The sequence below is a fragment of the Martinezella lusitana genome (genome assembly GCF_010668395.1).
In the GTDB taxonomy this organism is placed as follows: Bacteria; Pseudomonadota; Alphaproteobacteria; order Rhizobiales; family Rhizobiaceae; genus Rhizobium; species Rhizobium lusitanum_A.
On sequence record NZ_WUEY01000003.1, the window covers coordinates 85,066 to 108,322 of the forward strand.

At 59.4% G+C, this 23,257-nt stretch carries 26 protein-coding genes and 1 tRNA gene; 8 read left to right on the top strand and 19 right to left on the bottom strand.

Annotated features, from left to right (window positions below):
• Positions 1-48 precede the first annotated feature (48 nt).
• The 5 genes from GR212_RS07300 to pcsA are packed head-to-tail and all read right to left on the bottom strand — an operon-like array spanning position 49 to position 5,378.
• Positions 49-969 carry an ABC transporter permease gene (locus tag GR212_RS07300; protein WP_163985820.1) on the bottom strand — a complete coding sequence of 307 codons (921 nt, stop codon included), beginning with the start codon at positions 967-969 and terminating at the stop codon, positions 49-51.
• Positions 966-2,051 carry an ABC transporter permease gene (locus tag GR212_RS07305; RefSeq protein ID WP_163985821.1) on the bottom strand — a complete coding sequence of 362 codons (1,086 nt, stop codon included), beginning with the start codon at positions 2,049-2,051 and terminating at the stop codon, positions 966-968. The genes GR212_RS07300 and GR212_RS07305 overlap by 4 nt, the downstream gene beginning before the upstream one ends.
• Positions 2,041-3,615, bottom strand: coding sequence for an ATP-binding cassette domain-containing protein (locus GR212_RS07310; protein WP_163985822.1), 1,575 nt, complete (start codon positions 3,613-3,615; stop codon positions 2,041-2,043). Before GR212_RS07310 ends, GR212_RS07305 begins: the two co-directional genes overlap by 11 nt.
• Before the next feature lie 41 nt (positions 3,616-3,656).
• Positions 3,657-4,640 (bottom strand): quinone oxidoreductase family protein, encoded by a 984-nt coding sequence (locus GR212_RS07315; RefSeq protein WP_163985823.1) that lies wholly within the window; start codon positions 4,638-4,640, stop codon positions 3,657-3,659.
• Between the two features lie 12 nt (positions 4,641-4,652).
• Positions 4,653-5,378, bottom strand: coding sequence for a phosphatidylcholine synthase (gene pcsA, locus GR212_RS07320; RefSeq protein WP_163985824.1), 726 nt, complete (start codon positions 5,376-5,378; stop codon positions 4,653-4,655).
• 210 nt (positions 5,379-5,588) lie between these two features.
• On the opposite strand from pcsA, the gene GR212_RS07325 reads away from it, so the two are divergent.
• Entirely contained in the window at positions 5,589-6,791 is a 1,203-nt protein-coding gene (locus GR212_RS07325) for a UbiH/UbiF family hydroxylase (protein ID WP_163985825.1), read from the top strand.
• On the opposite strand, the gene GR212_RS07330 is transcribed toward GR212_RS07325, so the two are convergent.
• Together GR212_RS07330 and GR212_RS07335 are read right to left on the bottom strand one after the other, a co-directional pair.
• A complete protein-coding gene (locus tag GR212_RS07330) occupies positions 6,768-7,730 on the bottom strand; it encodes an AEC family transporter (RefSeq protein WP_163985826.1) in 963 nt (320 codons plus the stop codon). The genes GR212_RS07325 and GR212_RS07330 overlap by 24 nt on opposite strands.
• A gap of 64 nt (positions 7,731-7,794) precedes the next feature.
• A complete protein-coding gene (locus GR212_RS07335) occupies positions 7,795-8,544 on the bottom strand; it encodes a cytochrome c biogenesis protein CcdA (RefSeq protein WP_163985827.1) in 750 nt (249 codons plus the stop codon).
• Positions 8,545-8,817: 273 nt separating this feature from the next.
• On the opposite strand from GR212_RS07335, the gene GR212_RS07340 reads away from it, so the two are divergent.
• The gene (locus tag GR212_RS07340; RefSeq protein ID WP_163985828.1) at positions 8,818-9,096 is read left to right on the top strand and encodes a PsiF family protein; all 279 of its coding nucleotides are present in this window, start codon (positions 8,818-8,820) and stop codon (positions 9,094-9,096) included.
• A gap of 392 nt (positions 9,097-9,488) precedes the next feature.
• Positions 9,489-9,704 (top strand): hypothetical protein, encoded by a 216-nt coding sequence (locus GR212_RS07345; RefSeq protein ID WP_204326310.1) that lies wholly within the window; start codon positions 9,489-9,491, stop codon positions 9,702-9,704.
• Between the two features lie 75 nt (positions 9,705-9,779).
• Here GR212_RS07345 and GR212_RS07350 read toward each other — a convergent pair whose 3' ends face one another.
• The 4 genes from GR212_RS07350 to GR212_RS07365 form a co-directional block, all read right to left on the bottom strand.
• Positions 9,780-10,148: a hypothetical protein gene (locus tag GR212_RS07350; protein ID WP_163985829.1), complete on the bottom strand. Its 369-nt coding sequence runs from the start codon at positions 10,146-10,148 to the stop codon at positions 9,780-9,782.
• A gap of 135 nt (positions 10,149-10,283) precedes the next feature.
• Positions 10,284-10,487 carry a hypothetical protein gene (locus tag GR212_RS07355; RefSeq protein ID WP_163985830.1) on the bottom strand — a complete coding sequence of 68 codons (204 nt, stop codon included), beginning with the start codon at positions 10,485-10,487 and terminating at the stop codon, positions 10,284-10,286.
• Between the two features lie 439 nt (positions 10,488-10,926).
• The gene (locus tag GR212_RS07360; protein WP_246725713.1) at positions 10,927-11,433 is read right to left on the bottom strand and encodes a hypothetical protein; all 507 of its coding nucleotides are present in this window, start codon (positions 11,431-11,433) and stop codon (positions 10,927-10,929) included.
• A gap of 224 nt (positions 11,434-11,657) precedes the next feature.
• Positions 11,658-11,733 (bottom strand) — tRNA-Lys (locus GR212_RS07365).
• 374 nt (positions 11,734-12,107) lie between these two features.
• On the opposite strand from GR212_RS07365, the gene GR212_RS07370 reads away from it, so the two are divergent.
• The 3 genes from GR212_RS07370 (at position 12,108) to GR212_RS07380 (ending at position 13,653) form a co-directional block, all read left to right on the top strand.
• On the top strand, positions 12,108-12,365 hold the full coding sequence (locus GR212_RS07370) for a GlsB/YeaQ/YmgE family stress response membrane protein (protein ID WP_163985831.1): 258 nt from the start codon (positions 12,108-12,110) through the stop codon (positions 12,363-12,365).
• 268 nt (positions 12,366-12,633) lie between these two features.
• Complete coding sequence (locus tag GR212_RS07375; RefSeq protein WP_163985832.1) at positions 12,634-12,840, top strand: hypothetical protein; 207 nt, start codon at positions 12,634-12,636, stop codon at positions 12,838-12,840.
• Positions 12,841-13,038: 198 nt separating this feature from the next.
• Positions 13,039-13,653 (top strand): GntR family transcriptional regulator, encoded by a 615-nt coding sequence (locus GR212_RS07380; RefSeq protein WP_163985833.1) that lies wholly within the window; start codon positions 13,039-13,041, stop codon positions 13,651-13,653.
• A 52-nt stretch (positions 13,654-13,705) separates the two neighbouring features.
• Here GR212_RS07380 and GR212_RS07385 read toward each other — a convergent pair whose 3' ends face one another.
• The 5 genes from GR212_RS07385 to cysG form a co-directional block, all read right to left on the bottom strand.
• Positions 13,706-14,518 (bottom strand): ferredoxin--NADP reductase, encoded by an 813-nt coding sequence (locus GR212_RS07385; RefSeq protein WP_163985834.1) that lies wholly within the window; start codon positions 14,516-14,518, stop codon positions 13,706-13,708.
• Positions 14,519-14,749: 231 nt separating this feature from the next.
• Positions 14,750-15,262, bottom strand: a complete 513-nt coding sequence (locus tag GR212_RS07390) for a DUF934 domain-containing protein (RefSeq protein ID WP_163985835.1) — start codon at positions 15,260-15,262, stop codon at positions 14,750-14,752.
• Between the two features lie 11 nt (positions 15,263-15,273).
• Positions 15,274-16,953 carry a nitrite/sulfite reductase gene (locus tag GR212_RS07395; protein ID WP_163985836.1) on the bottom strand — a complete coding sequence of 560 codons (1,680 nt, stop codon included), beginning with the start codon at positions 16,951-16,953 and terminating at the stop codon, positions 15,274-15,276.
• A 17-nt stretch (positions 16,954-16,970) separates the two neighbouring features.
• Positions 16,971-17,285, bottom strand: coding sequence for a DUF2849 domain-containing protein (locus GR212_RS07400; protein WP_163985837.1), 315 nt, complete (start codon positions 17,283-17,285; stop codon positions 16,971-16,973).
• Positions 17,286-17,288: 3 nt separating this feature from the next.
• Positions 17,289-18,731 (bottom strand): siroheme synthase CysG, encoded by a 1,443-nt coding sequence (cysG, locus tag GR212_RS07405; RefSeq protein WP_204326311.1) that lies wholly within the window; start codon positions 18,729-18,731, stop codon positions 17,289-17,291.
• A gap of 288 nt (positions 18,732-19,019) precedes the next feature.
• Between cysG and GR212_RS07410 the strand changes: the two genes are divergently transcribed.
• Together GR212_RS07410 and mazG are read left to right on the top strand one after the other, a co-directional pair.
• Positions 19,020-19,607: a nucleoside deaminase gene (locus tag GR212_RS07410; RefSeq protein ID WP_163985838.1), complete on the top strand. Its 588-nt coding sequence runs from the start codon at positions 19,020-19,022 to the stop codon at positions 19,605-19,607.
• A 22-nt stretch (positions 19,608-19,629) separates the two neighbouring features.
• Entirely contained in the window at positions 19,630-20,478 is an 849-nt protein-coding gene (mazG, locus tag GR212_RS07415) for a nucleoside triphosphate pyrophosphohydrolase (RefSeq protein WP_163985839.1), read from the top strand.
• A gap of 113 nt (positions 20,479-20,591) precedes the next feature.
• Here mazG and hflX read toward each other — a convergent pair whose 3' ends face one another.
• The 3 genes from hflX to GR212_RS07430 all read right to left on the bottom strand — a co-directional run bounded on the left by hflX (position 20,592) and on the right by GR212_RS07430 (position 23,215).
• Positions 20,592-21,923, bottom strand: a complete 1,332-nt coding sequence (gene hflX / locus GR212_RS07420; RefSeq protein WP_163985840.1) for a GTPase HflX — start codon at positions 21,921-21,923, stop codon at positions 20,592-20,594.
• A 78-nt stretch (positions 21,924-22,001) separates the two neighbouring features.
• Positions 22,002-22,244 carry an RNA chaperone Hfq gene (gene hfq / locus GR212_RS07425; RefSeq protein ID WP_003539403.1) on the bottom strand — a complete coding sequence of 81 codons (243 nt, stop codon included), beginning with the start codon at positions 22,242-22,244 and terminating at the stop codon, positions 22,002-22,004.
• A 107-nt stretch (positions 22,245-22,351) separates the two neighbouring features.
• Positions 22,352-23,215 carry a D-amino-acid transaminase gene (locus tag GR212_RS07430; RefSeq protein WP_163985841.1) on the bottom strand — a complete coding sequence of 288 codons (864 nt, stop codon included), beginning with the start codon at positions 23,213-23,215 and terminating at the stop codon, positions 22,352-22,354.
• Between the last annotated feature and the right edge of the window lie 42 nt (positions 23,216-23,257).

The window sequence follows — 23,257 nt, forward strand, 5'->3', positions numbered from 1 at the left end:
GGTTACCCCTGTTGGTTTGACACTATGAAATCCGTCCGGTTCTTGTTCTTAACGCTCCGGAACGAAGGCCTTGCCGAGCGACGCTGGCGTGTTGATCAAGGTCGCGCGGCGATTTTGAGAGATGATGACGAGAACCACAATAGTCGATGCATAGGGCAGCATCGACAGGAACTGCGAGGGAATGCCGATACCTAATCCCTGCGCGTGAAACTGCAGGATCGTCACGGCGCCGAAGAGATAGCCGCCGGCCATGACGCGCATCGGCCGCCAGGATGCGAAGACCACCAACGCCAGCGTCACCCAGCCGCGGCCGGCAGACATGTTCTCCACCCATTGCGGCGTGTAGACGAGCGACAATTGCGCGCCGGCGAGCCCAGCGCAGGCGCCGCCGAACATGACGGCGAGATAGCGCGTGCGGATGACGTCGATGCCCAATGCGTGGGCCGAGCCATGGCTGTCACCCACGGCGCGCAGCTTAAGGCCCGCGCGGCTGCGGAAGAGGAACCAGTTGACCCCGATGAGCAGCGCGATCGAGAGATAGAACGTCAAGTCCTGCTTGAAAAGAACCGACCCGATCAGCGGAATATCCGACAGAAACGGGAAGACGATCTCGTGCAGCTGCACGCCCGGCACGCTGACATAGCCCTCGCCGATCATGCCGGACAAGCCGAGGCCGAGGATGGTCAGCGCCAGGCCCGTGGCGACCTGGTTCGTGACCAGCGTCAGGGTGAGGAACCCGAACAGCAGCGAAAACAACGCGCCCGCAATGATGCCCGTCACCAGGCCGACATAGGGCGACCCGCTTATCTGCGCCCCGACGAAAGCGGCGACAGCGCCAATGATCATCATGCCTTCGACGCCGAGATTGAGCACGCCGGAGCGCTCCACCACCAGCTCGCCGAGGCCGGCGATGACGAGCGGGGTCGATGCCGTGATGATGGTGAGGAGGACTGCTTCAAAGACGCTCATGCGGCACCTCCCCGAACCCGCGACCAGACCAGCCGGATCTTGTAGTAGATCAGCGTGTCGCAGGAGAGCACGAAAAACAGCAGCAATCCCTGGAAGACGCTCGCCGCCTTGGCGGAAATGCCTGGCGACAATTGCGCAGCCTCGCCGCCGAGATAGGTCAGCGCCAGCACGAGGCCGGAAAGGATGGCCCCAAGCGGATTGAGGCGCGCAAGGAAGGCGACGATGATGGCGGTGAAGCCGTAGCCCGGCGAAATCGCCGGCTGCAGATGGCCGATGGAGCCGGAGACTTCCGATATGCCGGCAAGCCCCGCCAGCGCGCCGGAGAAGAGGAAGGCGAACCAGACCATTTTCCGCGACGAGAACCCGGCAAAGCGCCCTGCTCGCCCGGACTGGCCGAGCACGGTTATCTCAAAGCCTTTCAGCGTGTATTTCATCAGGAACCAGGCGAGGATCGCCGCGATCACGGCAAAGACGATGCCCCAATGCGCGCGGCCCGAATCTTCCCATATGGCCGGCAGGACGGCCTCCGGCGGGAAGTCGATGCTCTGCGGGAAGTTATGACCCTGCGGATCGCGCCACGGCCCGCGCGATAGCCAATCCAGAAAGAGCTGCGCGATATAGACCAGCATCAGGCTCGTCAGGATCTCGTTGGTATTGAAGTGCGCCTTCAGCAAGGCCGGAATGGCGGCATAGAGCGCGCCGCCGATGGCGCCGGCAACGAGCATCAAAGGCAGCACCATCGGCGAGTGCCAATCGGTGAAGATGATCGGGATGTAGGATCCGGCGACCGCGCCCATGGTGAACTGGCCTTCCGCGCCGATATTCCAGTTGTTGGAGCGGTAACAGAGGCAAAGGCCGACGGCGATCAGGATCAGCGGGCCGGCCTTGATCGCCAGTTCGTGCAGCGACCAGACCTCCAGCAAAGGCTCGACGAAGAAGGCATCGAGCGCCTCGACGGGATCCTTGCCCATGATGGCGAACATGATGGTGCCGGCAATCAACGCCAGGACGAGGGCAAGCAGCGGCGACAACAAGCCGAACAGCTTTGAGACCTGCGGGCGCTTTTCGAGTTCAATGCGCATGTGCAGGCTCCGAATGCGTCTGGGATTCATTCAGGCCGCCCATCAGCAGGCCGATCTTTTCGCGGGTCAGCTCGCCGGCGGGATAGGACGCCGACAGGCGCCCCTCCGAAATGACGGCAATGTCTGTCGCGACTTCGAAAATCTCATCGAGATCCTGGCTGATGACGAGCACGGCCGAGCCGTCGCGGGCGAGATCGACCAGAGCCTGGCGAATGCGGCTGGCAGCGCCCGCATCCACGCCCCAGGTCGGCTGATTGACGACGAGAACGCGTGGCTGCCGATCCAGTTCGCGGCCAACGATGAATTTTTGCAGATTGCCGCCGGAAAGCGCACTGGCGGCCGGGTCCTCGCCGCTCTTGCGCACATCCATGGCCGCGCAGATCCGCTTCGTCGCCTGCTTGACCGCGCCGTGCCTGATGACATTGAGGAAGCCGCCACCCAGGAACGCCTTGCGATCCGACTGGTTGCGGGCAAGCACGAGATTGTCCGACAACTTCAATGCCGATACTGCAGCGTGGCCGTGACGTTCTTCCGGCACGAAACCGGCCCCCAGCAACCGGCGCGCATTGATGCCCTTGGTGCCGACTGCCTTGCCGCGCACCTGGATCAGATCGTCCGACACCACAGTATATTCGCCTGAAATGACATCGAACAACTCGCCCTGGCCATTTCCGGCGACACCAGCGATCGCCAGGACTTCCCCGGCGCGCACGCGCAAGGAAACATCCTTCAGCGACATGGCGAAGGGAGTACGGGCCGGCGCCGAAAGGCCGGCTACTTCCAGGAGAATGTCTCCCTTCTTGCCAAGGCCTTCATGCTGCACGCTCGCAACATCGCTGCCGACCATCATGCGGGCGAGCGATCCGGTCGTTTCCTGCCGCGGATCGCAGGCACCCGTCACCTTGCCATGGCGCAGCACGGTGGCGCGCGAACAGATGCGCTGCACTTCCTCCAGCCGGTGGCTGATGTAGAGTACGGAACGCCCCTCATCCCTCAGCTGGAACAGCGTTTCGAAGAGACGATCGGCCTCCTGAGGCGTTAGAACGGAGGTCGGCTCATCGAGAATAATGAGCTTCGGGTTCTGCAGAAGCGCGCGAACGATTTCGATGCGCTGCCGTTCGCCTACGGAAAGATCGGCGACATGCGCGTTCGGGTCGAGCGGCAGGCCATAGGCATGCGAAAGCTTTGCAGCTTCCTCGGAAATTTTCGCAAGCGGGATATTGCTGTCGAGCGAGAGCGCTATATTTTCGGCGACAGTCAGCGCTTCGAACAAGGAAAAATGCTGGAATACCATGCCGATGCCGAGCTTGCGCGCGGTGCCCGGCGAGTCGATCGACACGGGCTGCCCCTTCCAGACGATCTGCCCATGCGACGGCTCGAGCACGCCGAACAGCATCTTCACGAGCGTGGATTTGCCAGCACCATTCTCGCCCAAAAGAGCGTGAATTTCACCTGACTGGATTTCAAGATCGATTTCGTTGCAGGCTGCAAAACTGCCAAACAGTTTCGTCAGTTTGCGAACCGACAATAGTGCACCGGCTGCCGGCGCATCGGATGACGACACGTTCCCCTCATTTCCTTCCCACCGTCCTGCCCTTTACGGATCTATGGGATCAGTAGTGTAGTTCCACTCGTTTTCCTGGCTTCCAGATCCGCGTGCGCGCGCCCTGCATCGCTCAACGGATAAGTCTGATGAATATTGATACGCACTTTGTTGCTTTGCACAACAGCAAATAATGCGCCGGCGCTGGCTCTCAACTCTTCTGGTGTGCCGACATAGGCGAAAAGGCTCGGACGCGTCGTGAAAAGCGAACCCTTCTGGTTGAGGATGGCCAGGCTGAAATTCTCGATCGGGCCGGACGATTGACCGAAGGTCACCCACATGCCGCGCGGCTTCAGGCAATCGAGCGAGTGCGGAAAGGTATCCTTGCCGACCGAGTCGTAGACGACATCCACGCCCTTGCCGCCGGTAATCTCGCGGACGCGATCGGCAAAGCTGCCCTTGCTATAATCGATGACGTGGTCGTAGCCATGCGCCAATGCCAGCTCCACCTTTTCAGGCGAGCCTGCCGTTCCGATCACCGTGGCAGCACCGAGCGCCCTGGCCCATTGGCCGGCAATCAGGCCGACGCCGCCGGCAGCCGCATGAAACAGCAAGGTCGTTCCGGGGCCGACCTTGAAGGTGCGGTTCAGCAGATATTCGGCCGTCATTCCCTTCAGCATCATCGATGCCGCAGTCTCGAGCGGGATATCGTCCGGCACCTTGACCAGATGGCGGATATCGATGTTGCGCTCGACGCTATAGGCGCCGTCGCTGCCGACATAGGCGACGCGGTCGCCCACGGCAAAATCGGTCACGCCGGGGCCGACGTCGGTGATCGTACCCGCCGCCTCCTTGCCGAGCGGCAATGGAAACTGCGGCGCCTTGTAAAGCCCGGAACGGAAATAGACGTCTATGAAATTGAGGCCGATCGCGGCATGACGGATCTGCACCTCGCCGGCGCCCGGAGGCGGCAGATCCACCTCCTCCAGCTTCATGACATCGGGACCGCCATTTTCATGTATGCGGATGACCTTGGTCTTCTTCATCACGCTCGATCCTCATTGACGCCCGAGAGACGGGAAGAACTGCAGCACGGCGCCGATACAATAGAGATAAATACCACTGACGATGAAGAGAACAACGGCCCATTGCGGCATGACGAAATGCATCAGCAGCGAATAGATGCCAAGCGCCGACCAGAAGAGAAATATGCCGAGGTTCAGCGGCCGCAAGCGCTTGACCCGCACGGGATGCAGGAAATTGATCGGCAGGAAGGTCAAGACGACGGAAACGCCGACGAGGACCATGGCCGTCGTTGCGCTGGCGTCGATGACGAAGAGCGTGAAAATCACCATGTTCCAGACGACCGGGAAACCGGAGAAGAAATATTCATCGGTCTTCATGCCGGTATCCGCGTAATAGATGGCGCTGGAAACCACGATCATGCCGGCCGCGACGAAGGACCACGGCTCGCCGATCATGCCGCTTTCATAGAGCGCAAAAGCCGGCAGGAGCACATAGGTCACGTAGTCGATGATGTTGTCGAGCGTATCGCCGGACCAGTTGGGCAGGACTTCCTTGACACGAACCTTGCGGGCGATCGGCCCGTCGATGCCATCGACCAGCAGCGCCAGGCCAAGCCACCAGAACATATCGACAAACCGATGCTCGGATGCCGCGACCACCCCAAGAAAGGCGAGAAACGATCCGGATGCCGTCAATATATGAACGGAGAAAGCACGCATCTCCGCATAAGGCACCCGCTTGTAATTGAAGATTTTCATCCGCCCCGTGACTCGCCTGCTTATGCGCCTGCCCCGGCAGGCGGTTTTTCGCTAATATGCATCCTTTGGTTTGCACCGCCAGCACAAAAGCTTCGATCCGGGCACGCTAGCGCGACTTGCTGTCATTTTCACCCGTTGCGATGTTTCATCCCATGGATTTCAACAGGCTAAGCGCCTATTTTCAGAACCAGAGGCAATTGAGGCATCGATATGAAGCAGATTGAAGTGGCCGTTATCGGCGGTGGCCTGGCCGGCATGACTACGGCTTTCGCGCTCGCGCGCGGCGGAAGATCCGTCGCCCTTGTCGCCGCGCCGCATAACAAAGCCGACAAGCGGACGACGGCGTTGATGGACCAATCGATCCGCTTTCTGGAACGCCTGACATTGTGGGACAGGATCGCGCCTTCGGCGGCTGCGCTGACCACGATGCGCATTATCGACGGCACTTCGCGGCTGCTGCGGGCGCCCACCGTCTCTTTCAGATCGTCGGAAATCGGCCTGGAGGCCTTCGGCTACAACATTCCGAACGCCGTATTGCTCGATAGCCTCAGCCAGGCCATCGAATCGGAAGGCAATATCACCCGCATCGAGGCCACAGCGTCCGAAATAGTCTTCCGCGACGACGGCGTATCGATCAGCCTCGACAACAGCGATTCGATCGATGCCGAATTCGTCGTCGGCGCCGACGGGCGCAATTCGATGGTGCGCGAGACGCTGGGGATCAAGGTGAAGGGCTGGTCCTATCCGCAATCGGCCATGGTGCTGAATTTTGCGCACAGCTTGCCGCATCAGAACATTTCCACGGAATTTCATACGGAAAGCGGCCCGTTTACCCAGGTTCCCCTGCCCGGCAGGCGTTCCAGCCTCGTCTGGGTCCAGAAGCCGGCGGAAGCTGCCGCCAATGCAGAGAAGTCGCTCGAAGAGCTTGGCAGATTGGTCGAAGAGCGCATGCAATCGATGCTCGGTCAGGTAAGCGTGGAGGATAGCGTGCAGGTCTGGCCGCTTTCCGGCATGACGGCTCATCGCTTTGGCAAGGGCCGTGCTGCGCTGATCGGCGAAGCAGCGCATGTGTTTCCGCCGATCGGCGCGCAGGGACTCAATCTGAGCCTGCGCGATATACTGGCGCTGTCGGAGATCCTCTGCTCACGTCCGGATCAACCGATTCCGGCGACATCAGGCGACAGCTTCGACCGCAAGAGGCGCGCCGATATCGTCAGCCGCACGGCAAGCGTCGATCTCCTCAATCGCTCCCTGCTGTCGGACTTCTTGCCAGTACAGATGCTGCGGGCTGCGGGCCTGCATGTGCTTTCCGCCATCGCTCCGCTCCGCAATCTCGTCATGCGCGAGGGCATCGAGCCCGGCGGCAGCCTGCGCAATTTTCCGTCGATATTACGGGAAAAGCTGCGCCGGTAAGACGCCCGATTTTATGACATAAAGAACAAGCGAAACCGTCACCACGGAACAGGCCGTGGTGATCAGGATGGTGGCGGAGGCTCGTTCCTGCCAGACGCCATATTGCTGGCCGATGACGAAGACATTCGTCGCTGTCGGCAGCGCTGCCAGCAATACGGCCGCCTCGATCCATATGGGATCGAAACCGCCGACAAACTGCAGAACAGCATAGACGACGAGCGGATGCAGGATGAGCTTTGCCGGCACGATATAGCCGATCTCGACTGGAATTCGTTTCAGCGGGCGCAAGGCAAGCGTCACGCCCATGGCAAATAATGCACATGGCGCAGCCGCTTGCGCGAGATAATTAATAAACCGCTCGAAGGCGACCGGTTGATTGAGCGAAAACGCCGCCACGAGGAAACCGAGAGCGGTCGACAGGATGAAGGGGTGCAACAGCACTTTGCGGGCGATATCCGCGGCAAGCCGCAACGGCGAACGCCTGTCTCCGCCTTCCAGCGCCATCAAGGCCGGCGCGACGATGAAATGCAGCGCATTTTCGAAGCAAACGATCAGCGCTACGGGAACGGCAGCCCTCTCGCCCAGTGCCAATAGCGCCAGGCCCGGCCCCATATAGCCTATATTGCCATAGGCGCCGGCAAAGGCCTGGATCGTGCTATCCGCCAAAGAGTTGCGACGCAGGAAACGGCCGGCCAGAAACAGCAGCAGGAAGATCGAATAGGTCGCGGCGATATCCGTGGCGATAAAATCGATCCGCGTCAGCTGTTCGATCGGTGTCTGGGAGACGAGCTTGAAGAACAGTGCCGGCAATGCGGCATAGATGATGAATGTATTGAGCCAGCCCAGCGCCTCCGCCGGCTGCCTGGTGATGCGGGCCGCGATGTAGCCAATGAGGATCAGGCCGAAGAATGGCAGCAGCAGACCGACGATATCAGCCATGGGGGTCAGCCATCGGGCATGTTCCATTTTACCGAAAAAATGAGGGCGAAAGATATGGCCCGACTTAGCCGATTTTCATCAGGATCGGAAAGGTCTGCTGAAACCAGATCGCCATGTCGCTGATGTAGCCGAAGATGAAGGCAAGACCGGTGAGCACCAGCAGTCCGCCCATGATCTTTTCGACCGTGCCGAGATGGCGGCGGAAGCGGGAGAGGAAGCTCATGAAGGCGCCGGAGAAGCCGGCGGCGATCCAGAAGGGAATGGCAAGCCCGAGCGAGTAGACGGCGAGCAGGCCGGCGCCGGCGCCAACCGTTTCACGCGAAGCGGCGATACCGAGGATGGCGCCAAGCACCGGGCCGATGCAGGGCGTCCACCCGAAGGCAAAGGCAAGACCCATGATGTAGGCGCCCGTCAGCGTCGCCGGCGTGCCGCCGCTTTGGAAACGCGCTTCCCGCGCCAGAAGGCCGATGCGGAAAACTCCGAGAAAATTCAGGCCCATGATGACGATGATGAGGCCGCCGATCTTGGCGAGAATATCGAGGTGCTGGCGCAGCAGCAGGCCTATGGAAGAAGCGCCGGCGCCAAGTGCGACGAATACGGTGGCAAAACCCAAGGTGAAGAACAGTGCCGACATCAGCACATTGCCGCGAACGCTCGGCGCTGCGACTACGGCTGCGCCGCCCCGGAACTGCTCGACCGATATTCCCGCCATATAACAGAGATAGGGCGGCACAAGCGGCAGCACGCAGGGCGAAAGAAACGAAAGTGCCCCGGCAAGCAAGGCGCTCAGAAGCGAAATATCGGCAAGCGACACGATGGACTCCGGCTATGTCATTCCGGCTCCTTCCTAACGTCGCCAGGGTATGAAAGCCAATCACCTTTTCGAGCGGGCTTGATCGTGTTGCCTTAAAGTTGACGGAATTGAGACGGGCCTACGGATGCATAAAACCTAGGTTTTTCAAGCGTGACCAACAGCCGCAGAGCGACCTTACGAACAAATTGCTTTTGCAAAAATATTGGTTCAAGCTGCCATTGTTCGTCGAACAACGTACATTCCACCCAAATTATTTAGCGGAGGAAAAGCCCCATGCGAATTGCGACTATGTTCACGACTGCAGCCTTTGCCGCGCTCTTCAGCGTAAGTGCCATGGCACAAACGGCGACCCCCAGCACCACGACAACCACAACCCCCAGCGCAACGACCGCAGCTCCCGCGGCGACCACCACGGCCAAGCCGAAAGCGATGAAGCCGGCTCAGACCGCCGTCTCCAAGGCATGTTCGACCCAGGCTGACGCCAAGGGCCTGCATGGCAAGGCGCGCGCCAAGTTCCGAAGCGACTGCAAGAAAAACGGCGGCAAGGCCTAAAAGCCGAGGCTCGTCTCAATCACCGGTCAACTTTACCGTTGAAATAACGGTAAAGTTGATCGCTGCGGCAAATTCGTCGCTCCCAACATAACCGGATGGATACACCCACGGGCAGCTTCGGAAGGCTGTTCGTTCGGCGCAGGGTGTCTATCTTTCGGCTTCTTCGCATCGATGAGCGATGCCGCTCTCCATGGCATTGCCGCGTATGTCGTTGTTTCTTTAAAGCGGATCTCACGCATGCATGCGGTTCGCTCGTGCAACCACATGTCCCTCCGCTGTAAAATAGCGGTCGCGGCAGCGGCAATAGTTTGCAACAAACGAGACAAACGCGGGAAACCCGCTGGAATTACACCTTGTTCCTGTTCGGTCGAATCAACGGACGGAGCAGGAAATTGAAACCAGCCATAAATCCTCCCCCTTCAGACGCGGCAACGCATGCGCGTTATCTTGCGGCTTGTCTTTTCGCCCTCGAGCCTTCGGTCGAGAGCCTGATCGCTGCCGCAACGAAATCGGGCTGGAAACGGGATTATGTTCTTCTCGCAATCATGGCCATTGCCATGGGCGACAACGGCTCCACGGCAGCGCCGGCGCAGCCAATGCACTCTTGAAACGGTGGCAGACCTGAGTCGCTGCACAGCATAGAGCCACGCGTTGGGTTACGCGGCTCCCGCCTCCCACAACCTTCAGAGCGCCGCTGCCGCCTGACCGAAGACGAAATCAGCTTCGGTGCCATCGGTCAGCCGGACGCGGCCAGAGCCATCGAGACCGTTGGCCTGGCGTGTGGCGATGACGATGCCTTTTCGGCCATCGGAGCAGTGAACAGCCATGGAAATCGTCACGGAGGTATCGAGCGCATCATAGGTGCCGGAACACTTGACGGTCTTGCCCTTCAGCCTCCCGGCAACCTGGAAGCTGCCGCCGGACATCGTCGCCGTGGACGTTCCTCGCATGACGTCGCCCTTGCCGGAAATCACTGCCACGGGCACCGTTATGGCGCACGACGCAAGCGACGCCGTCGAGATGGCGACAATAGCGAACCCACTGATTTTCATGAAACTATCCCCCTCAGATAGGGGAAGTTATGCACGCTGGAGGCGAACGGTCAATCCTTGCTCGCCCAAGCGGGCCGGTATCTTTTTATCTTGCGTCAACGGCGCATGAAACCGGCAGCCCCAAATCCGGATTGCTCACGTATCCTTGGGTTTCAACTCCTTCGTCGCCGGATCGACCTTGCCATCCGCCAGCCTGTTGCGCGGATCGGCAACGAGGGGGGCTTTGTCATCCTCTTTGTCCATCGCATCGACATCGCGCGCCTTGCTGTGCTGTATCTTCGCCAGCGCTTGCTTGTCCTGTGTTCCGCCATGCGGATCATCTGACCGATCATGTGCCAAGATTGCGTCTCCTTCTGTTTGGAAGGAAACTCTGTCGATTCGATTCTGTTCCAGAGGAAATGAAGGGTATCGCCAGCGGCCACGCGCTCCGATTGCGGCGCTTAGACATGCGTTAAGAACGTCGCAACAATAAAGCGCCATACTTTTAGCGAGATGTTATATTACGAATCGATGATCGATACGAAACGAATCATGAATTCCAGCGTTTGAGTTTCACTTACATGTGAGGAACCTGATCATGACGTTGGTCGAAAAGAAGAAGCTGGCCCGGCTTGTTATGCTCATATTGCTGCCGATCTTCGGCGGCCTGACTGCGGTGGCGATCGTAGCGCTCTCGACAATCGCATGATTGCCCGGCGGAGAATCAGTGCTGACAAGCAGGCTTGAGAGCCGCGGCCATGAGATCAAAGCGCTCGTGACGGTGTTGCCGATGCCAGTCTTATGAGCAGTCCGTGCTATCGACGGAAAACGAGTAGTCCCTTCCCTTGAGCTGGTAGATATAGTTCGCCAGCGAGGCCTCGCCGGAACTGAACTTCGGCACAAGAAAGTTGCACAGATCAGAAAGCTGGGCGGACTTCACGACGGGAGGATCGAAGTCGTCGTCGTCGTCATCCAGATCATAGAAATAGCTGTAGATATGGTCGGTCAGGTCAATTTTCGTCAGCGTGGTCTTCTGATCGATCTTTTTGGGTAGATCCTTGTTGGCGAAGATCACCGGATAGCGCTGCGCGAGATAGGGAATCACAACTCGTTCGGTTACCGGCGTCGTGATCGCCACACCGACCAGGGGCAGCACTTTCAACGCGATCCCAAACCTCTTTCCGGCCAGCAGCCCGAACAAAATCCCCAGCGAGCCTAAAAACCCGCAAACGATTGCGTAGATTTCCCACGCAGATAGGTCCGCCACGAACTCCATCAGTCGCCCATCGTCTTTATCGACCGTCATATTAATCAGTATACCTTACTATCAAATCAACGTTTTTCGCCAGCCATTTTGCCACAAATGCGATCAACAGCCTGTGCATCACGACGCAAGTTTATGGGCAATGAAATTCGCTGACGCACCCGGAATCAGACCAACACGACTGGAATACAGTCTCGAGGGCGTGGGGTCGTGGGACTTTTTGTCGGTTCCAAAAGTCCCAGGAAAGATGCCTAAGTGGTTGATTTTGGTGAGAGCGTCGGGGTTCGAACCCGAGACCTACTGATTAAAAGTCAGTTGCTCTACCGACTGAGCTACGCTCTCCCTCTCCGCAGGCAGATCCTGCCCCGGCTGGAAGTGCGCGGAACATATGCAGACGCCCTATTGCGGTCAACCCATAAAATCACGGTTATGACGGCGCGAACATGCTTTTCCTCACCTCCAGGCGATGAAATGGCGGCGGCGCGTCGTTGAGATCCTCCAAAGAGATGAACGGTTAAAGCGTTTCGCCGTGAAAATGCATGAATCACGTATCGATCCATTCCGGCACCCTGAACAACCGTAACAATTTCCCTTAATAATCAGGGTTGCAATGATAGTATCCAGCGGCTCGCCATCGGCAACTGTTGGGGTGCGAATCGTTTTTGGTGTATATCAGTTCTTGTTAACAACCTGTCGGGCCCTCAGGAGGTTCTTTTATGGAAGATGCACACGTCGGTTGGATTGCGGCAATTATCATCGGCGGCCTAGCTGGCTGGTTTGCCGAGATGATCATGAAAAGCAACACAGGCATAGTCATGAACATCATCCTCGGCATTGTTGGCGCGCTCGTCGCCAGCTGGCTGTTCGGTGTTCTCGGCATCGCCCTGCCGTTCCATGTATGGCTGAACTACCTGATCACGGGTTTCATCGGCGCCTGCATCCTGATTTTCATCGGTCGACTGATCCGGCGTTAACAACGCATCGGGCGAGACGGCCCGAATCGGGAAGAGGAAAAAGGGAAGGCGGAACAAACCGCCTTCCCTTTTTTGTTGCCTGGACTTCGCGAGACGAAGGCCAAATGCACGTCGCATCAGGGGCGCTGCGGTTTGCGAAGACGACAGGCGGGTTTCCAAGAACCTGGAGGCAGATACAAACCTGAAACGTCACGATGCATTTCAAGGCCTTTCCAACATCATCCTCGGCGCTATCTATAAAAACTGGAACCGAAAGGAAGTTGGAAACATGACGGAAAACGCCAATCGGACAACCGCCCGCAAAGCCATCCGCGGCCGCCCCTACAGCATTGCCGAATTTGCGCGCAAATATCGCCTTGAGGATGCCGAGGCAAAGCGCCTCTTCTATAAGTTCGGCCCGTCATCGACGGAGCTGGACCTGCTCATGGCGGCCAAGCGGAAGCCTCCGAGCCTTTCCACTGCAATCGGGCAATGATGCACGGCCCCTTGAGCCGAGCTTGAGGATTGCCACCGAGATCGTCGCCCTTCCAAGCGGCGATCCGGCGTCTCGATATACACGAGCCGGATAAAGCGGCGTTGGTTAAATCACATACTGATATATCACAATCGGTTGCCTTCGACGGCGTCAGATGACACTCTGCGCCATCCAAGTGCACGCCGGACATCGCCTCGAATGCAGAATTCGCTTAGCCACCTCGCCTATCTCGCGCTGGAATACGCGATCGTGACACTCAGGCTGAAGCCTGGCGCCCTCGTTACCGAGAAACAGCTGATCGAGATGGCGAGGCATGGACGAACACCCGTGCGCGAGGCCATCCAGAAACTTGCCTGGCAGAGTTTGATCCATGTTCGCCCTCGCGTCGGCCTGCAAATCGCGGAGATTCGCCCCGAGGATCATCGGTACGTCATGCAGGTCAGACGCGAATTGGAGCCGATCGCGGCGGCACTTGCGGCGGCTCATGCCGATGCGGAGCAGCGCGACGAGTTGCGAGAATGTGCGCGGCTCATGGCGGATTGTGCCCTTGCCAACGACCTGCCCGGCTTTTTCGCCGCCGATAAGACGTTCGACGAGATTCTCGAAGCCGCCTGCCCTAACAATTTCATCACGGCAGCACTTGGACCGGTGCAGACGCATGCACGCCGCCTATGGTTTTCCACAGGGATGCATGACCGGATGGATCAGGCGATCGCCATGCATGTTCAGGCGATCGAAGCCATTCTCGACGGCGATCCGGACCATGCGCGCGCAGCCATGGCTTCGCTTATCGACTACCTAAGCCACACATGAAAAAGGCGGCTTCGCTGCCGAAACCGCCTTGCATTCCGCCTATGGGATTCGTCTAGCCGACGAAAGCGCGTTCGATGACGAACTCGGCAGGCTTGTTGTTTGCACCTTCATTCAGGCCGGCCTTTTCAAGCAGCCCCTTGGTGTCCTTGAGCATGGCGGAAGAGCCGCAGATCATGCCGCGATCGATGGCGGGATCGAGGGCAGGCACGCCGAGATCGCTGAAAAGCTTGCCGTTTTCGATGAGATCGGTGATGCGGCCCGTGAAGGGAAACTCCTCGCGTGTCACCGTCGCATAGTGGCGCAGCTTGTCTCCGACGACTTCGCTGAGGATTTCGTCGTTGTGGATTTCCTCAACGAGATCGAAACCGTACTTGAGCTCGGCGACATCGCGCGTCGTGTGCGTGAGGATGACTTCCTCATACTTCTCGTAGGTCTCGGGATCGCGGATCAGGCTCGCAAACGGCGCGATACCGGTGCCGGTCGAGAACATGTACAGCCGACGGCCGGGTGTCAGCGCGTCGAGAACCAGCGTGCCGGTCGGCTTCTTGCGCATCAGCACTTCGTCGCCGGGCTTGATGTTCTGCAGGTGCGAGGTCAGCGGACCGTCCGGCACCTTGATGGAGAAGAACTCGAGTTCGTCGGCCCAGGCAGGGCTCGCAATCGAATAGGCGCGATAAAGCGGCTTGCCATCGACCATCAGGCCGATCATGGCGAACTCGCCTGAACGGAAGCGGAAGCCTTGCGGCCTGGTCATGGTAAAGCGAAAGAGCCGGTCGGTATAATGCGTGACGCTCAGCACCTTCTCGGCGAAGACGCCGGCGGGGACTGCTGAAGCAAATTCATCTGATTTGGCGGGGGCGTTCATTCTGTCTCGGATCCCGTATTAATCTTACACGTCATTCCTGGCAGGCTCATTGCGCGATGCTGATATAATAATACAGCCGGTATTGAAAGGCATTCCATTTCATCCGGCGGCACAAGACTGAAATATGCATGTTTCAGTCAAGATTCCAGATCGGCGGCATCACATTTATCGAGAGACTTGCATACGGCAACCCGACCAAGTCGGATTGCCGCAACAACAGGCCTGCCGACATCAGGCCGATTTCGCCGGCAACCGTCGCCAGCTGTAGGCCTGTCCGCCTTCGGCGCGGCGAGCGGTCGGCTGATAATAGTGCGGAATGCCGGGCAACCGATTTTCCGACAGTCGCTTCAGTGCCGTTTCGTTGGTCACGGCGAAACTATCGATGCCGACGCGCAGCATCAATGGAATTTGATCGATCAGCACATCGCCGACGGCGCGGAGTTCGTTCGCGTAGCCGAGGCGCTGGCGCAAAAGCGAAGCATGGCTGAAGGAGCGACCATCGCTGAATGCCGGAAAGGCAACGGCAACAATATCGAGGCGATCGAGATAGGGTTGCAGCCGGGTCACGTCGTCCGCCGGCTTGATGACGACGCCGAGGCCTACCTCGTTGCTCTCTTCCGCCTTCGCGATCAACGCATCGAGGCCGAGCAGAGGCTTCTGCGTCTCGGTCGCCTTGACGTCATCCGTCTCGATGACCCACGGATCGTTTTCCACGAAGCCGGTTTCCCGCCAGATCTTGGTCATGTTCAATCTCCTTACGCCGCTTCGGCTGCCGTCGAGGACGAGCCGTAAAGCGCGGTCTTGAACGGCTGCGGCCCGACCCGCCGATAGGCGGCGAGGAAAGTTTCGGAAGGATCCAGACGAAGACCGAGATAGGTATCGACAATGGTCTCGATGGCGTCGGTCACCTTGTCCGGCTCGAAGCCGCGGCCGATGATCTCGCCGATCGATGTGTTCTCGTCGCCGGAACCGCCGAGCGTGATCTGATAGAGTTCCGCACCCTTCTTTTCGACGCCGAGCAGGCCGATATGACCGACATGGTGATGGCCGCAGGCATTGATGCAGCCGGAGATCTTGATCTTCAGCTCGCCGATTTCAGCCTGGCGCTCGGCCGAGCCGAAGCGCTTGGAAATCTCCTGCGCGACCGGGATGGAACGCGCATTGGCAAGCGCGCAATAATCGAGGCCGGGACAGGCAATGATATCCGTGATCAGACCGGCATTCGCCGTTTCCAAACCGGCGGCGACGAGGCCGCGATAGACGGCTTCGAGATCCGCAAGCGCCACATGCGGCAGGATGAGGTTCTGCTCGTGGCTGACGCGGATTTCGTCGAAGGCATATTCCTCGGCAATATCGGCCACCACTTCCATCTGCGCATCCGAAGCGTCGCCGGGAATGCCGCCGATCGGCTTCAGCGAAATCGTCACCATGCCGTAGTCGGGGTTCTTGTGCGGCTGCACGTTCTGCTGCACCCAGCGGGCAAAGTCCGGATCGGTCTTCTTCCAGCGGGCGAGGCTTTCCCAGCCTTCGGCACGTTCCGGCAGCGCGGGCGGTGCGAAATAGGCGGAAATCGCCTGAACGTCCGCTTCCGGCAGCTTCAACTCCGTGTCTCTAAGCTTGTCGAACTCGACCTCGACCTGCCGCGCCAGTTCCTCGGCGCCGGTTTCATGCACAAGGATCTTGATGCGCGCCTTGTACTTGTTGTCGCGGCGGCCATGCAGATTGTAAACGCGCATGATGGCGGTGATGTAGGACAGAAGATACTGCTCCGGCAGGAAGTCGCGGATCAGCTTGGCAACGAGCGGCGTGCGGCCCTGGCCGCCACCGACGTAAACGGCAAAGCCGATCTCGCCCTTGTCGTTCTTCTTCAGATGCAGGCCGACATCATGGACCTGGATCGCGGCGCGGTCGCGCTCGGCGCCGGTAACGGCAATCTTGAACTTGCGCGGCAGGAAGGAAAACTCCGGATGCACGGAAGACCATTGCCGCAGTATTTCGGCATAAGGCCTGGGATCTGCGACTTCATCGGCCGCCGCACCGGCGAAATGATCTGCCGTCACGTTGCGAATGCAGTTGCCCGAAGTCTGGATGGCATGCATCTCGACCGAGGCCAGATCTGCCAGCGCATCGGGCATCTCGGAGAGCTTCGGCCAGTTGAACTGCAGGTTCTGGCGCGTGGTAAAATGGCCATAGCCGCGGTCGTAAGTGCGCGCGACATGTGCGAGCATGCGCATCTGGCGCGAGCTCAGCGTCCCATAGGGAATGGCAATGCGCAGCATGTAGGCGTGCAGCTGCAGATAGACGCCGTTCATCAGACGCAGCGGCTTGAAGGCATCTTCCGAAAGCTCACCCGAGAGGCGTCGCTCCACCTGATCGCGGAACTGGGCAACCCGTTCCGCGACAAAGGCGTGGTCGAATTCATCGTAACGATACATGATTTCCTCGGGGCTTCTCAGACTGCAATAAAATCGGGATCGGCCGCGGCATAGCCCGGCGCGTATTCCATCGTGGGGCCTTCGGCGCGGATGCGCTCGCGCAAACGCAGCGGCCAAAGCTTGCCGTCGGTTTCCTGAACGTCGATCAGGTTTACGTCGACAACCTTGTTGTCAGCATAGGCCTGCTTGCCGATCGCTTCCAGAGCGGCTTCCGCTTCGGCATGGCGAGCGACCAGCGCGTCCTGCAGCGACGTCGTCCACTCACCATTCGCGTTCAGCCAAACGGCGACGCCATCGGTGAGCCGGTTTGCGGTCAGAACCTTGTCGACCATCCATCAGCTCCTTGCATAGTCTTGAGCAGCGGTCTCGCGACGGACCAGCGGCTCGGATTGTTCGAAATTCGCACCGGCGACGGCATCGCCGATGATGACCATGACCGGCCCGCTCAACTCATCGCGGCGCTCGAGATCCGGCAAATCCCTCAGGATGCCGTGCATCAGGCGGCGATCGCGGCGGCTCGCATTCTCGATGACGGCAACCGTCGTCTCGGACGGCACGCCGGCTTGCATCAGGCGTTCCGCGACGGAAGCGGCAACCGTGCGCCCCATGTAGACGGCGATCGTTGCCCCCGAGACGGCCAGGCTTGCCCAATCGGGCAGCACATCTCCGGTCAGATCATGACCGGTCGTGAAGACCAGCGACGAGGCGACACCACGCAGCGTCAGCGGCAGCTCGAAATCGGCGGCGGCGGCAAAGGCCGAGGTGATGCCGGGGACGATCTCATAACCGATACTGGCTGCACGCAGCGCCGCCATTTCCTCGCCGGCGCGACCGTAGACCAGCGGATCGCCTGACTTCAGGCGCACCACGCGCTTGCCTTCGCGGCCGAGCTGCACCAGCAGATCGTTGATCTCTTCCTGCGACTTGCTGTGGCACCCCTTGCGCTTGCCAACCGACAGGCGCTCGGCGTCGCGGCGACCCATATCGACGATCGCCTGCGGCACGAGCGCGTCATAGACGATGACGTCGGCCTCCATCATCACGCGCTGCGCGCGCAAGGTCAGCAGGTCTTCGGCGCCCGGACCGGCGCCCACCAGCCAGACGCGACCCTCGACCCCGCGTGAGGACTGCAACAATTCATCGGCTGCCTGCTCCGCCTGCGGGAGATGGCCGGCATTGACGGCATCGGCAACAGGGCCAGAGAAGAATCGCCGCCAGAAAATCCGGCGCGCAACGCCACGGGGAACGAGACGCTCGACCGGCTTGCGATAGCGCGTCGCCAATTCCGCCAGCTTGCCCAGCGACGGCGACAGCATCTGGTCGATCTGCGCGCGGATCATCTGCGCCAGCACCGGACCGGCACCTTCCGTGCCGATGGCAACCGCGACGGGGGCGCGGTTCACCAGCGCCGGCGTATAGAAATCGCAGTAGTCGGGCTGATCGACGGCGTTTGCCGGAATTCTCTCGGCGCGAGCGGCAGCGACGATCGCACGATCCGCGCCGGCGTCGCCGGTGGCGGCAAAGACAAGGGTGGCACCCTTGACCTGATCGGATGAAAAATTGCCCCGCACGGTTTCGATGCGATTGGCGATGAGGAAGGCGTGATAATCAGCCTCGGGCGCCTGGACATAGGCAACGATCCTTGCCTGCGTCTGCATGAGCAGCCGCACCTTGGCAAAGGCCTCGTCGCCATTGCCGAAGACAGCCGCCACCCGTCCTTCTACGCGAAAGAAGGCGGGAAACACCGAAAGCTGCTCAGTCCTGGGAGGCATCATCATTCCACTTCGAGATTTGGCGAATATCGCCCCTTCCGCCAAGAGATTGAAGAAACAGAATTCTAATGCTCGGGCGAACACGTATTCTTTTGCTCGACATCCAGGGGATTTGAGCAAAACTCACCAGGCAAGCAGATTGCAATAAATATATAAAATCTATAGGTTTTTAGGATTCATTGGCGCCTACGGGCCGCTTTATTGCCTGTGGCGAACATAGTCTTTAACTTATTTGCGCATACCGCCGCATTCGTAATCCCACTAGGCTGCAGCGAAAACCGTTGGAGGAAACCCTTGTCTGACAATAGCATCGCTGCACGCCTTCTGAACGTCGTCGAACACGACATCCTGCCCTTGACCAGCCAGGGCGTCGCCGCCGGCAACAAAGTCTTCGGCGCCGCCATCCTGCGCAAATCCGACCTTTCGCTCGTTATTGCCGAAACCAACAACGAACTGGAGAACCCGCTCTGGCACGGCGAGGTTCATACGCTCAAGCGTTTCTACGAGCTCGGCGAGAAGCCTGCGGCTAAGGATCTGATCTTCCTGTCCACCCACGAGCCCTGCACCATGTGCATGTCGGCGATCACCTGGGCCGGCTTCGACAATTTCTATTATTTCTTCAGCCACGAGGATTCCCGGGATGCTTTCGCGATCCCGCACGATCTCAAGATCCTGAAAGAAGTCTTCGGCCTGGAGCCGGGTGGCTACCGCCGCCAAAACGCTTTCTGGAAGAGCTTTGCCATCTCGGATCTCGTGGAAACCGAAGAGGGTCCGCGCAAAGGCGAGTTGAAGGAACAGACCGCACGCATTAAACAAGCCTATGCCGGTCTCTCCGACAACTATCAGGCGTCGAAGGGGAGCAACGACATTCCGTTGAATTGAAAGAGCAAGACCCGAGGCACAGATGGAAGCATCGCGAGACATTTCCGGCCTGATCGACATCATGGCCGCGCTGCGAAATCCCGAAACCGGCTGCCCTTGGGATATCGTCCAGACCTTCGAGACCATCAAGCCCTATACGATCGAGGAGGCCTATGAGGTCGCCGACGCGATCGAGCGCAAGGACAACGACGACATTTGCGACGAACTTGGCGACCTGCTGTTGCAGGTCGTCTTCCATGCGCGGATTGCCGAAGAGGCCGGCGCCTTTTCCTTCGGCGATGTCGTGCATGCCATCAGCCGCAAGATGATCCGCCGCCATCCGCATGTCTTTGCCGTTTCCGATGCCAAGACCGAGGATGCGGTGACGCTGCAATGGGATCGAATCAAGGCCGAAGAGAAACGCGAGCGGGCCGAGCGCCGTGCGAAGAGCGGTATCACCGAGGATTTCAAGGACGGCTTCCTTGGTTCGGTGCAACGGACCTTCCCTGCCCTGACGGAGGCATTGAAGCTGCAGGAACGAGCCGCCAAGGTCGGCTTCGACTGGTCGGCACCGGAACCGATCCTCGACAAGATCGAGGAGGAGATCGGCGAATTGCGGGCGGCGCTCGCGAGCGGCGACAAGGCCAAGGTCAGCGATGAACTCGGCGACCTGATCTTTGCGGTCGTCAATATCGGCCGGCATGTGAAAACCGATCCCGAACAGGCGCTACGTGGCACGAACACGAAGTTCCGCCGCCGCTTCCATCACATAGAAACGACCCTTGAGGCCGATGGCGAGACGCTGGAGGATGCCTCGCTGGAGCGCATGGAAGAGATCTGGCAGGCGGCGAAAGCCATCGAGCGGCAGCTTGCCGGAGTGAAAACGGCCTGAAGCGCTGAAAACGAATCTTTCAGATTCATCTCCAGCGCTTCAGATCCTTGATCTCCGGCTCGTGCTTATCGTGGAACAGCCGCCCGCCTCTGCGCGACATGCGCTGAGGCCGCCTATTCCCAGTCTTCGCGCTGAGGCTTCGGGCCATTGCCCATGCGCCGCTCCAGCTCAACCGCTTCCGTCTCGGTCAGGCGGACGTCGAGCGTCACCGTGCCGTCCTCGTTATCCTCGCGATTGTCTACAATGGCGTGGTTATAGAGCCACGGCAGCAATGCCAGTTTTTCCACCGGCAGCGTGATCGTCGTTTCCGTCAGCACGCCCGAAAGCCGCCGGCTGATTTCGTCCATCAGGCGATCGACGCCCTCGCCGCTTTTCGCCGAGACGGCTATGACGTTTTCCGTGTTCGAAGCCTTCTGCACGATAGCATCGTGCGCTTCCGGCTCCAGACGGTCGATCTTGTTCCAGACTTCGAGAATGCGCTCCGCTCCCTCAGCCTCGCCGATGCCGAGGTCGCCGAGAATGCGCATGACATCGGCGCTCTGGACCTGATTGTCATCGTCGGACAGATCGCGCACGTGCAGGATCAGGTCCGCTTCCAGAACCTCTTCGAGAGTCGCACGGAAAGCGGCCACAAGATGAGTCGGCAGGTCGGAAATGAAGCCGACCGTATCGGAGAGGATGACGGTGCGGCCATGCGGCAGCTTCATGCGGCGCAGCGTCGGATCGAGCGTCGCAAAGAGCATGTCCTCGGCCAGCACGCCGGCGCCGGTAATGCGGTTGAACAGCGTCGACTTGCCGGCATTGGTGTAGCCGACGAGCGCCACGATCGGGTGCGGCACCTTCCGGCGCTTGGCGCGATGAAGCTGGCGGGTGCGGACCACCTGTTCGAGCTCGCGCTCCAGCCGGATAATCCGTTCCTGCAGCATACGCCTGTCGGCTTCGATCTGGGTTTCACCCGGACCGCCCATGAAGCCGGCACCGCCGCGCTGGCGTTCAAGGTGGGTCCAGCTTCGGACCAGCCGGCCCTTCTGATAATTCAGATGCGCAAGTTCGACCTGCAGCGTTCCTTCCTTGGTGGAGGCGCGGCGACCGAAAATTTCGAGGATGAGGCCGGTGCGGTCGATGACCTTGGCATTCCATGCCTTTTCGAGATTGCGCTGCTGTACCGGCGTCAGCGGATGATCGACGATGACGAGTCCGGCGTTGAACTCGTCGAGCAGCGCAAGGATTTCCTCGATCTTGCCCGTGCCGAGCAGGGTTGCCGGCCGCGGATCGTTGATCGGCACGATGGAGCCGTTGACCACGTGGAGGTCGATGGCGAGTGCCAGGCCCTTTGCTTCTTCCAGCCGGCTTTCAGGCGGGCGCGAAACGGAGGCGGCATCGGCCTGAGCGGCACGCGCCGCGCGGGCCTGCTTCAGCACAGGCACGACCACGACAGCGCGCATGTCATCCCGGTGTTTGACTGACTCCGGAATGAGGGAATCGTTTTTGGTATCGCGTGTCGTGATAATAGAAAATCCCAGTTAGGATGCGGCTTCTTCGCTCTCGAACATCTGCATCGGCTGACCCGGCATGATCGTCGAGATCGCATGCTTGTAAACGAGCTGCGAATGGCCGTCGCGGCGGAGCAGGACACAGAAATTGTCGAACGAGGTCACGACCCCTGTGAGCTTCACGCCGTTAATCAAGAAAATCGTCAGTGAAATCTTTTGCTTGCGAACAGTATTGAGAAACAAGTCCTGCAAGTTCTGAGAACGTTCCGCCATCGCGCCGCTTCTTTCTTTTTTGCCGACCCAGGTCGGTTCAATGTCATGATATATAGAGGTCCCGGACAGGAGATATCCTCATTCTCTCCTCCCAGCGAATGTTGGTATCAAATCGCAGTCTTTTCCGCAACGTCGAAAAAGGCTTCGCGAATTTTCTGTGACATGCTGCCCGGATGACCATTGGCAACAGTCTCTCCATCGATGGAAACGACCGGAAAACATATACTTGTCGCCGCGGTAATGAAGACCTCGCGAGCTTTCATCATCTCCTCGACCGAGAAGAATCGCTCGACGATCGTCACGCCGAGCTTGGCAGCTACGTCCTTCAGGGTCGTGCGGGTGATGCCGCGCAGGATGCCGTGCTCGGCCGGACGCGTAACGAGATTTCCGTCGTGATCGACGATCCAGACGTTGGTGGCGGCCCCTTCCTTCACCATGCCGTTCTGATCGATATAGATCGCCTCCTGGGCGCCGGCTTCCTTCGCCTGCTGGCGGGCCATTGCATTCGGCAGCAAACCGACCGACTTGATATCCACCCGGTCCCAGCGGTTGTCGCGAACGGTAATCGCCTTGATGCCATTGGCATTCTTCTTGGCAATAGCGGATTGATCGGTGCTCTTGGCGGTGACGACAATCGAGGACGGCGTCCCGGCAGGCGGGAAGACATGATCGCGCCGGGCAACGCCGCGCGTCACCTGCAGATAGAACAAGCCGTTGCGGACATGATTGCGGCGCAGCGTCTCGCGAATCACAAGGATCAATGCCGGGCGCGTCATCGGCCAGGCGATACGAAGTTCCCCCAATGAACGGTTGAGGCGATCAAGGTGGCGCGTCAGATCGACGATCACGCCGTGACGAACCTCGCAGACCTCGTAGACGCCATCGGCGAACTGATAGCCGCGATCCTCGATATGCACCGTGGCGTCGCTGTGCCTGACATAACGGCCGTTGACATAAGCTATTCTCGGCATGAAAGACCCTGATCCGAATTCTTTGACGATGACGTGCCGAGC

Excerpts from the sequence above, each read along its gene's own strand:
- GR212_RS07395 (WP_163985836.1), bottom strand. The coding sequence starts at position 16,953 with ATGTATCGTTACGATGAATTCGACCACGCCTTTGTCGCGGAACGGGTT.
- GR212_RS07430 (WP_163985841.1), bottom strand. The coding sequence starts at position 23,215 with ATGCCGAGAATAGCTTATGTCAACGGCCGTTATGTCAGGCACAGCGAC.
- GR212_RS07400 (WP_163985837.1), bottom strand. The coding sequence starts at position 17,285 with ATGGTCGACAAGGTTCTGACCGCAAACCGGCTCACCGATGGCGTCGCC.
- GR212_RS07390 (WP_163985835.1), bottom strand. The coding sequence starts at position 15,262 with ATGACCAAGATCTGGCGGGAAACCGGCTTCGTGGAAAACGATCCGTGG.
- hflX (WP_163985840.1), bottom strand. The coding sequence starts at position 21,923 with ATGCGCGCTGTCGTGGTCGTGCCTGTGCTGAAGCAGGCCCGCGCGGCG.
- GR212_RS07380 (WP_163985833.1), top strand. The coding sequence starts at position 13,039 with ATGCAGAATTCGCTTAGCCACCTCGCCTATCTCGCGCTGGAATACGCG.
- GR212_RS07360 (WP_246725713.1), bottom strand. The coding sequence starts at position 11,433 with ATGACGGTCGATAAAGACGATGGGCGACTGATGGAGTTCGTGGCGGAC.
- GR212_RS07340 (WP_163985828.1), top strand. The coding sequence starts at position 8,818 with ATGCGAATTGCGACTATGTTCACGACTGCAGCCTTTGCCGCGCTCTTC.
- cysG (WP_204326311.1), bottom strand. The coding sequence starts at position 18,731 with ATGATGATGCCTCCCAGGACTGAGCAGCTTTCGGTGTTTCCCGCCTTC.
- GR212_RS07385 (WP_163985834.1), bottom strand. The coding sequence starts at position 14,518 with ATGAACGCCCCCGCCAAATCAGATGAATTTGCTTCAGCAGTCCCCGCC.
- GR212_RS07330 (WP_163985826.1), bottom strand. The coding sequence starts at position 7,730 with ATGGCTGATATCGTCGGTCTGCTGCTGCCATTCTTCGGCCTGATCCTC.
- GR212_RS07300 (WP_163985820.1), bottom strand. The coding sequence starts at position 969 with ATGAGCGTCTTTGAAGCAGTCCTCCTCACCATCATCACGGCATCGACC.
- GR212_RS07375 (WP_163985832.1), top strand. The coding sequence starts at position 12,634 with ATGACGGAAAACGCCAATCGGACAACCGCCCGCAAAGCCATCCGCGGC.
- GR212_RS07325 (WP_163985825.1), top strand. The coding sequence starts at position 5,589 with ATGAAGCAGATTGAAGTGGCCGTTATCGGCGGTGGCCTGGCCGGCATG.
- GR212_RS07370 (WP_163985831.1), top strand. The coding sequence starts at position 12,108 with ATGGAAGATGCACACGTCGGTTGGATTGCGGCAATTATCATCGGCGGC.
- mazG (WP_163985839.1), top strand. The coding sequence starts at position 19,630 with ATGGAAGCATCGCGAGACATTTCCGGCCTGATCGACATCATGGCCGCG.
- GR212_RS07315 (WP_163985823.1), bottom strand. The coding sequence starts at position 4,640 with ATGAAGAAGACCAAGGTCATCCGCATACATGAAAATGGCGGTCCCGAT.
- pcsA (WP_163985824.1), bottom strand. The coding sequence starts at position 5,378 with ATGAAAATCTTCAATTACAAGCGGGTGCCTTATGCGGAGATGCGTGCT.
- GR212_RS07305 (WP_163985821.1), bottom strand. The coding sequence starts at position 2,051 with ATGCGCATTGAACTCGAAAAGCGCCCGCAGGTCTCAAAGCTGTTCGGC.
- hfq (WP_003539403.1), bottom strand. The coding sequence starts at position 22,244 with ATGGCGGAACGTTCTCAGAACTTGCAGGACTTGTTTCTCAATACTGTT.
- GR212_RS07350 (WP_163985829.1), bottom strand. The coding sequence starts at position 10,148 with ATGAAAATCAGTGGGTTCGCTATTGTCGCCATCTCGACGGCGTCGCTT.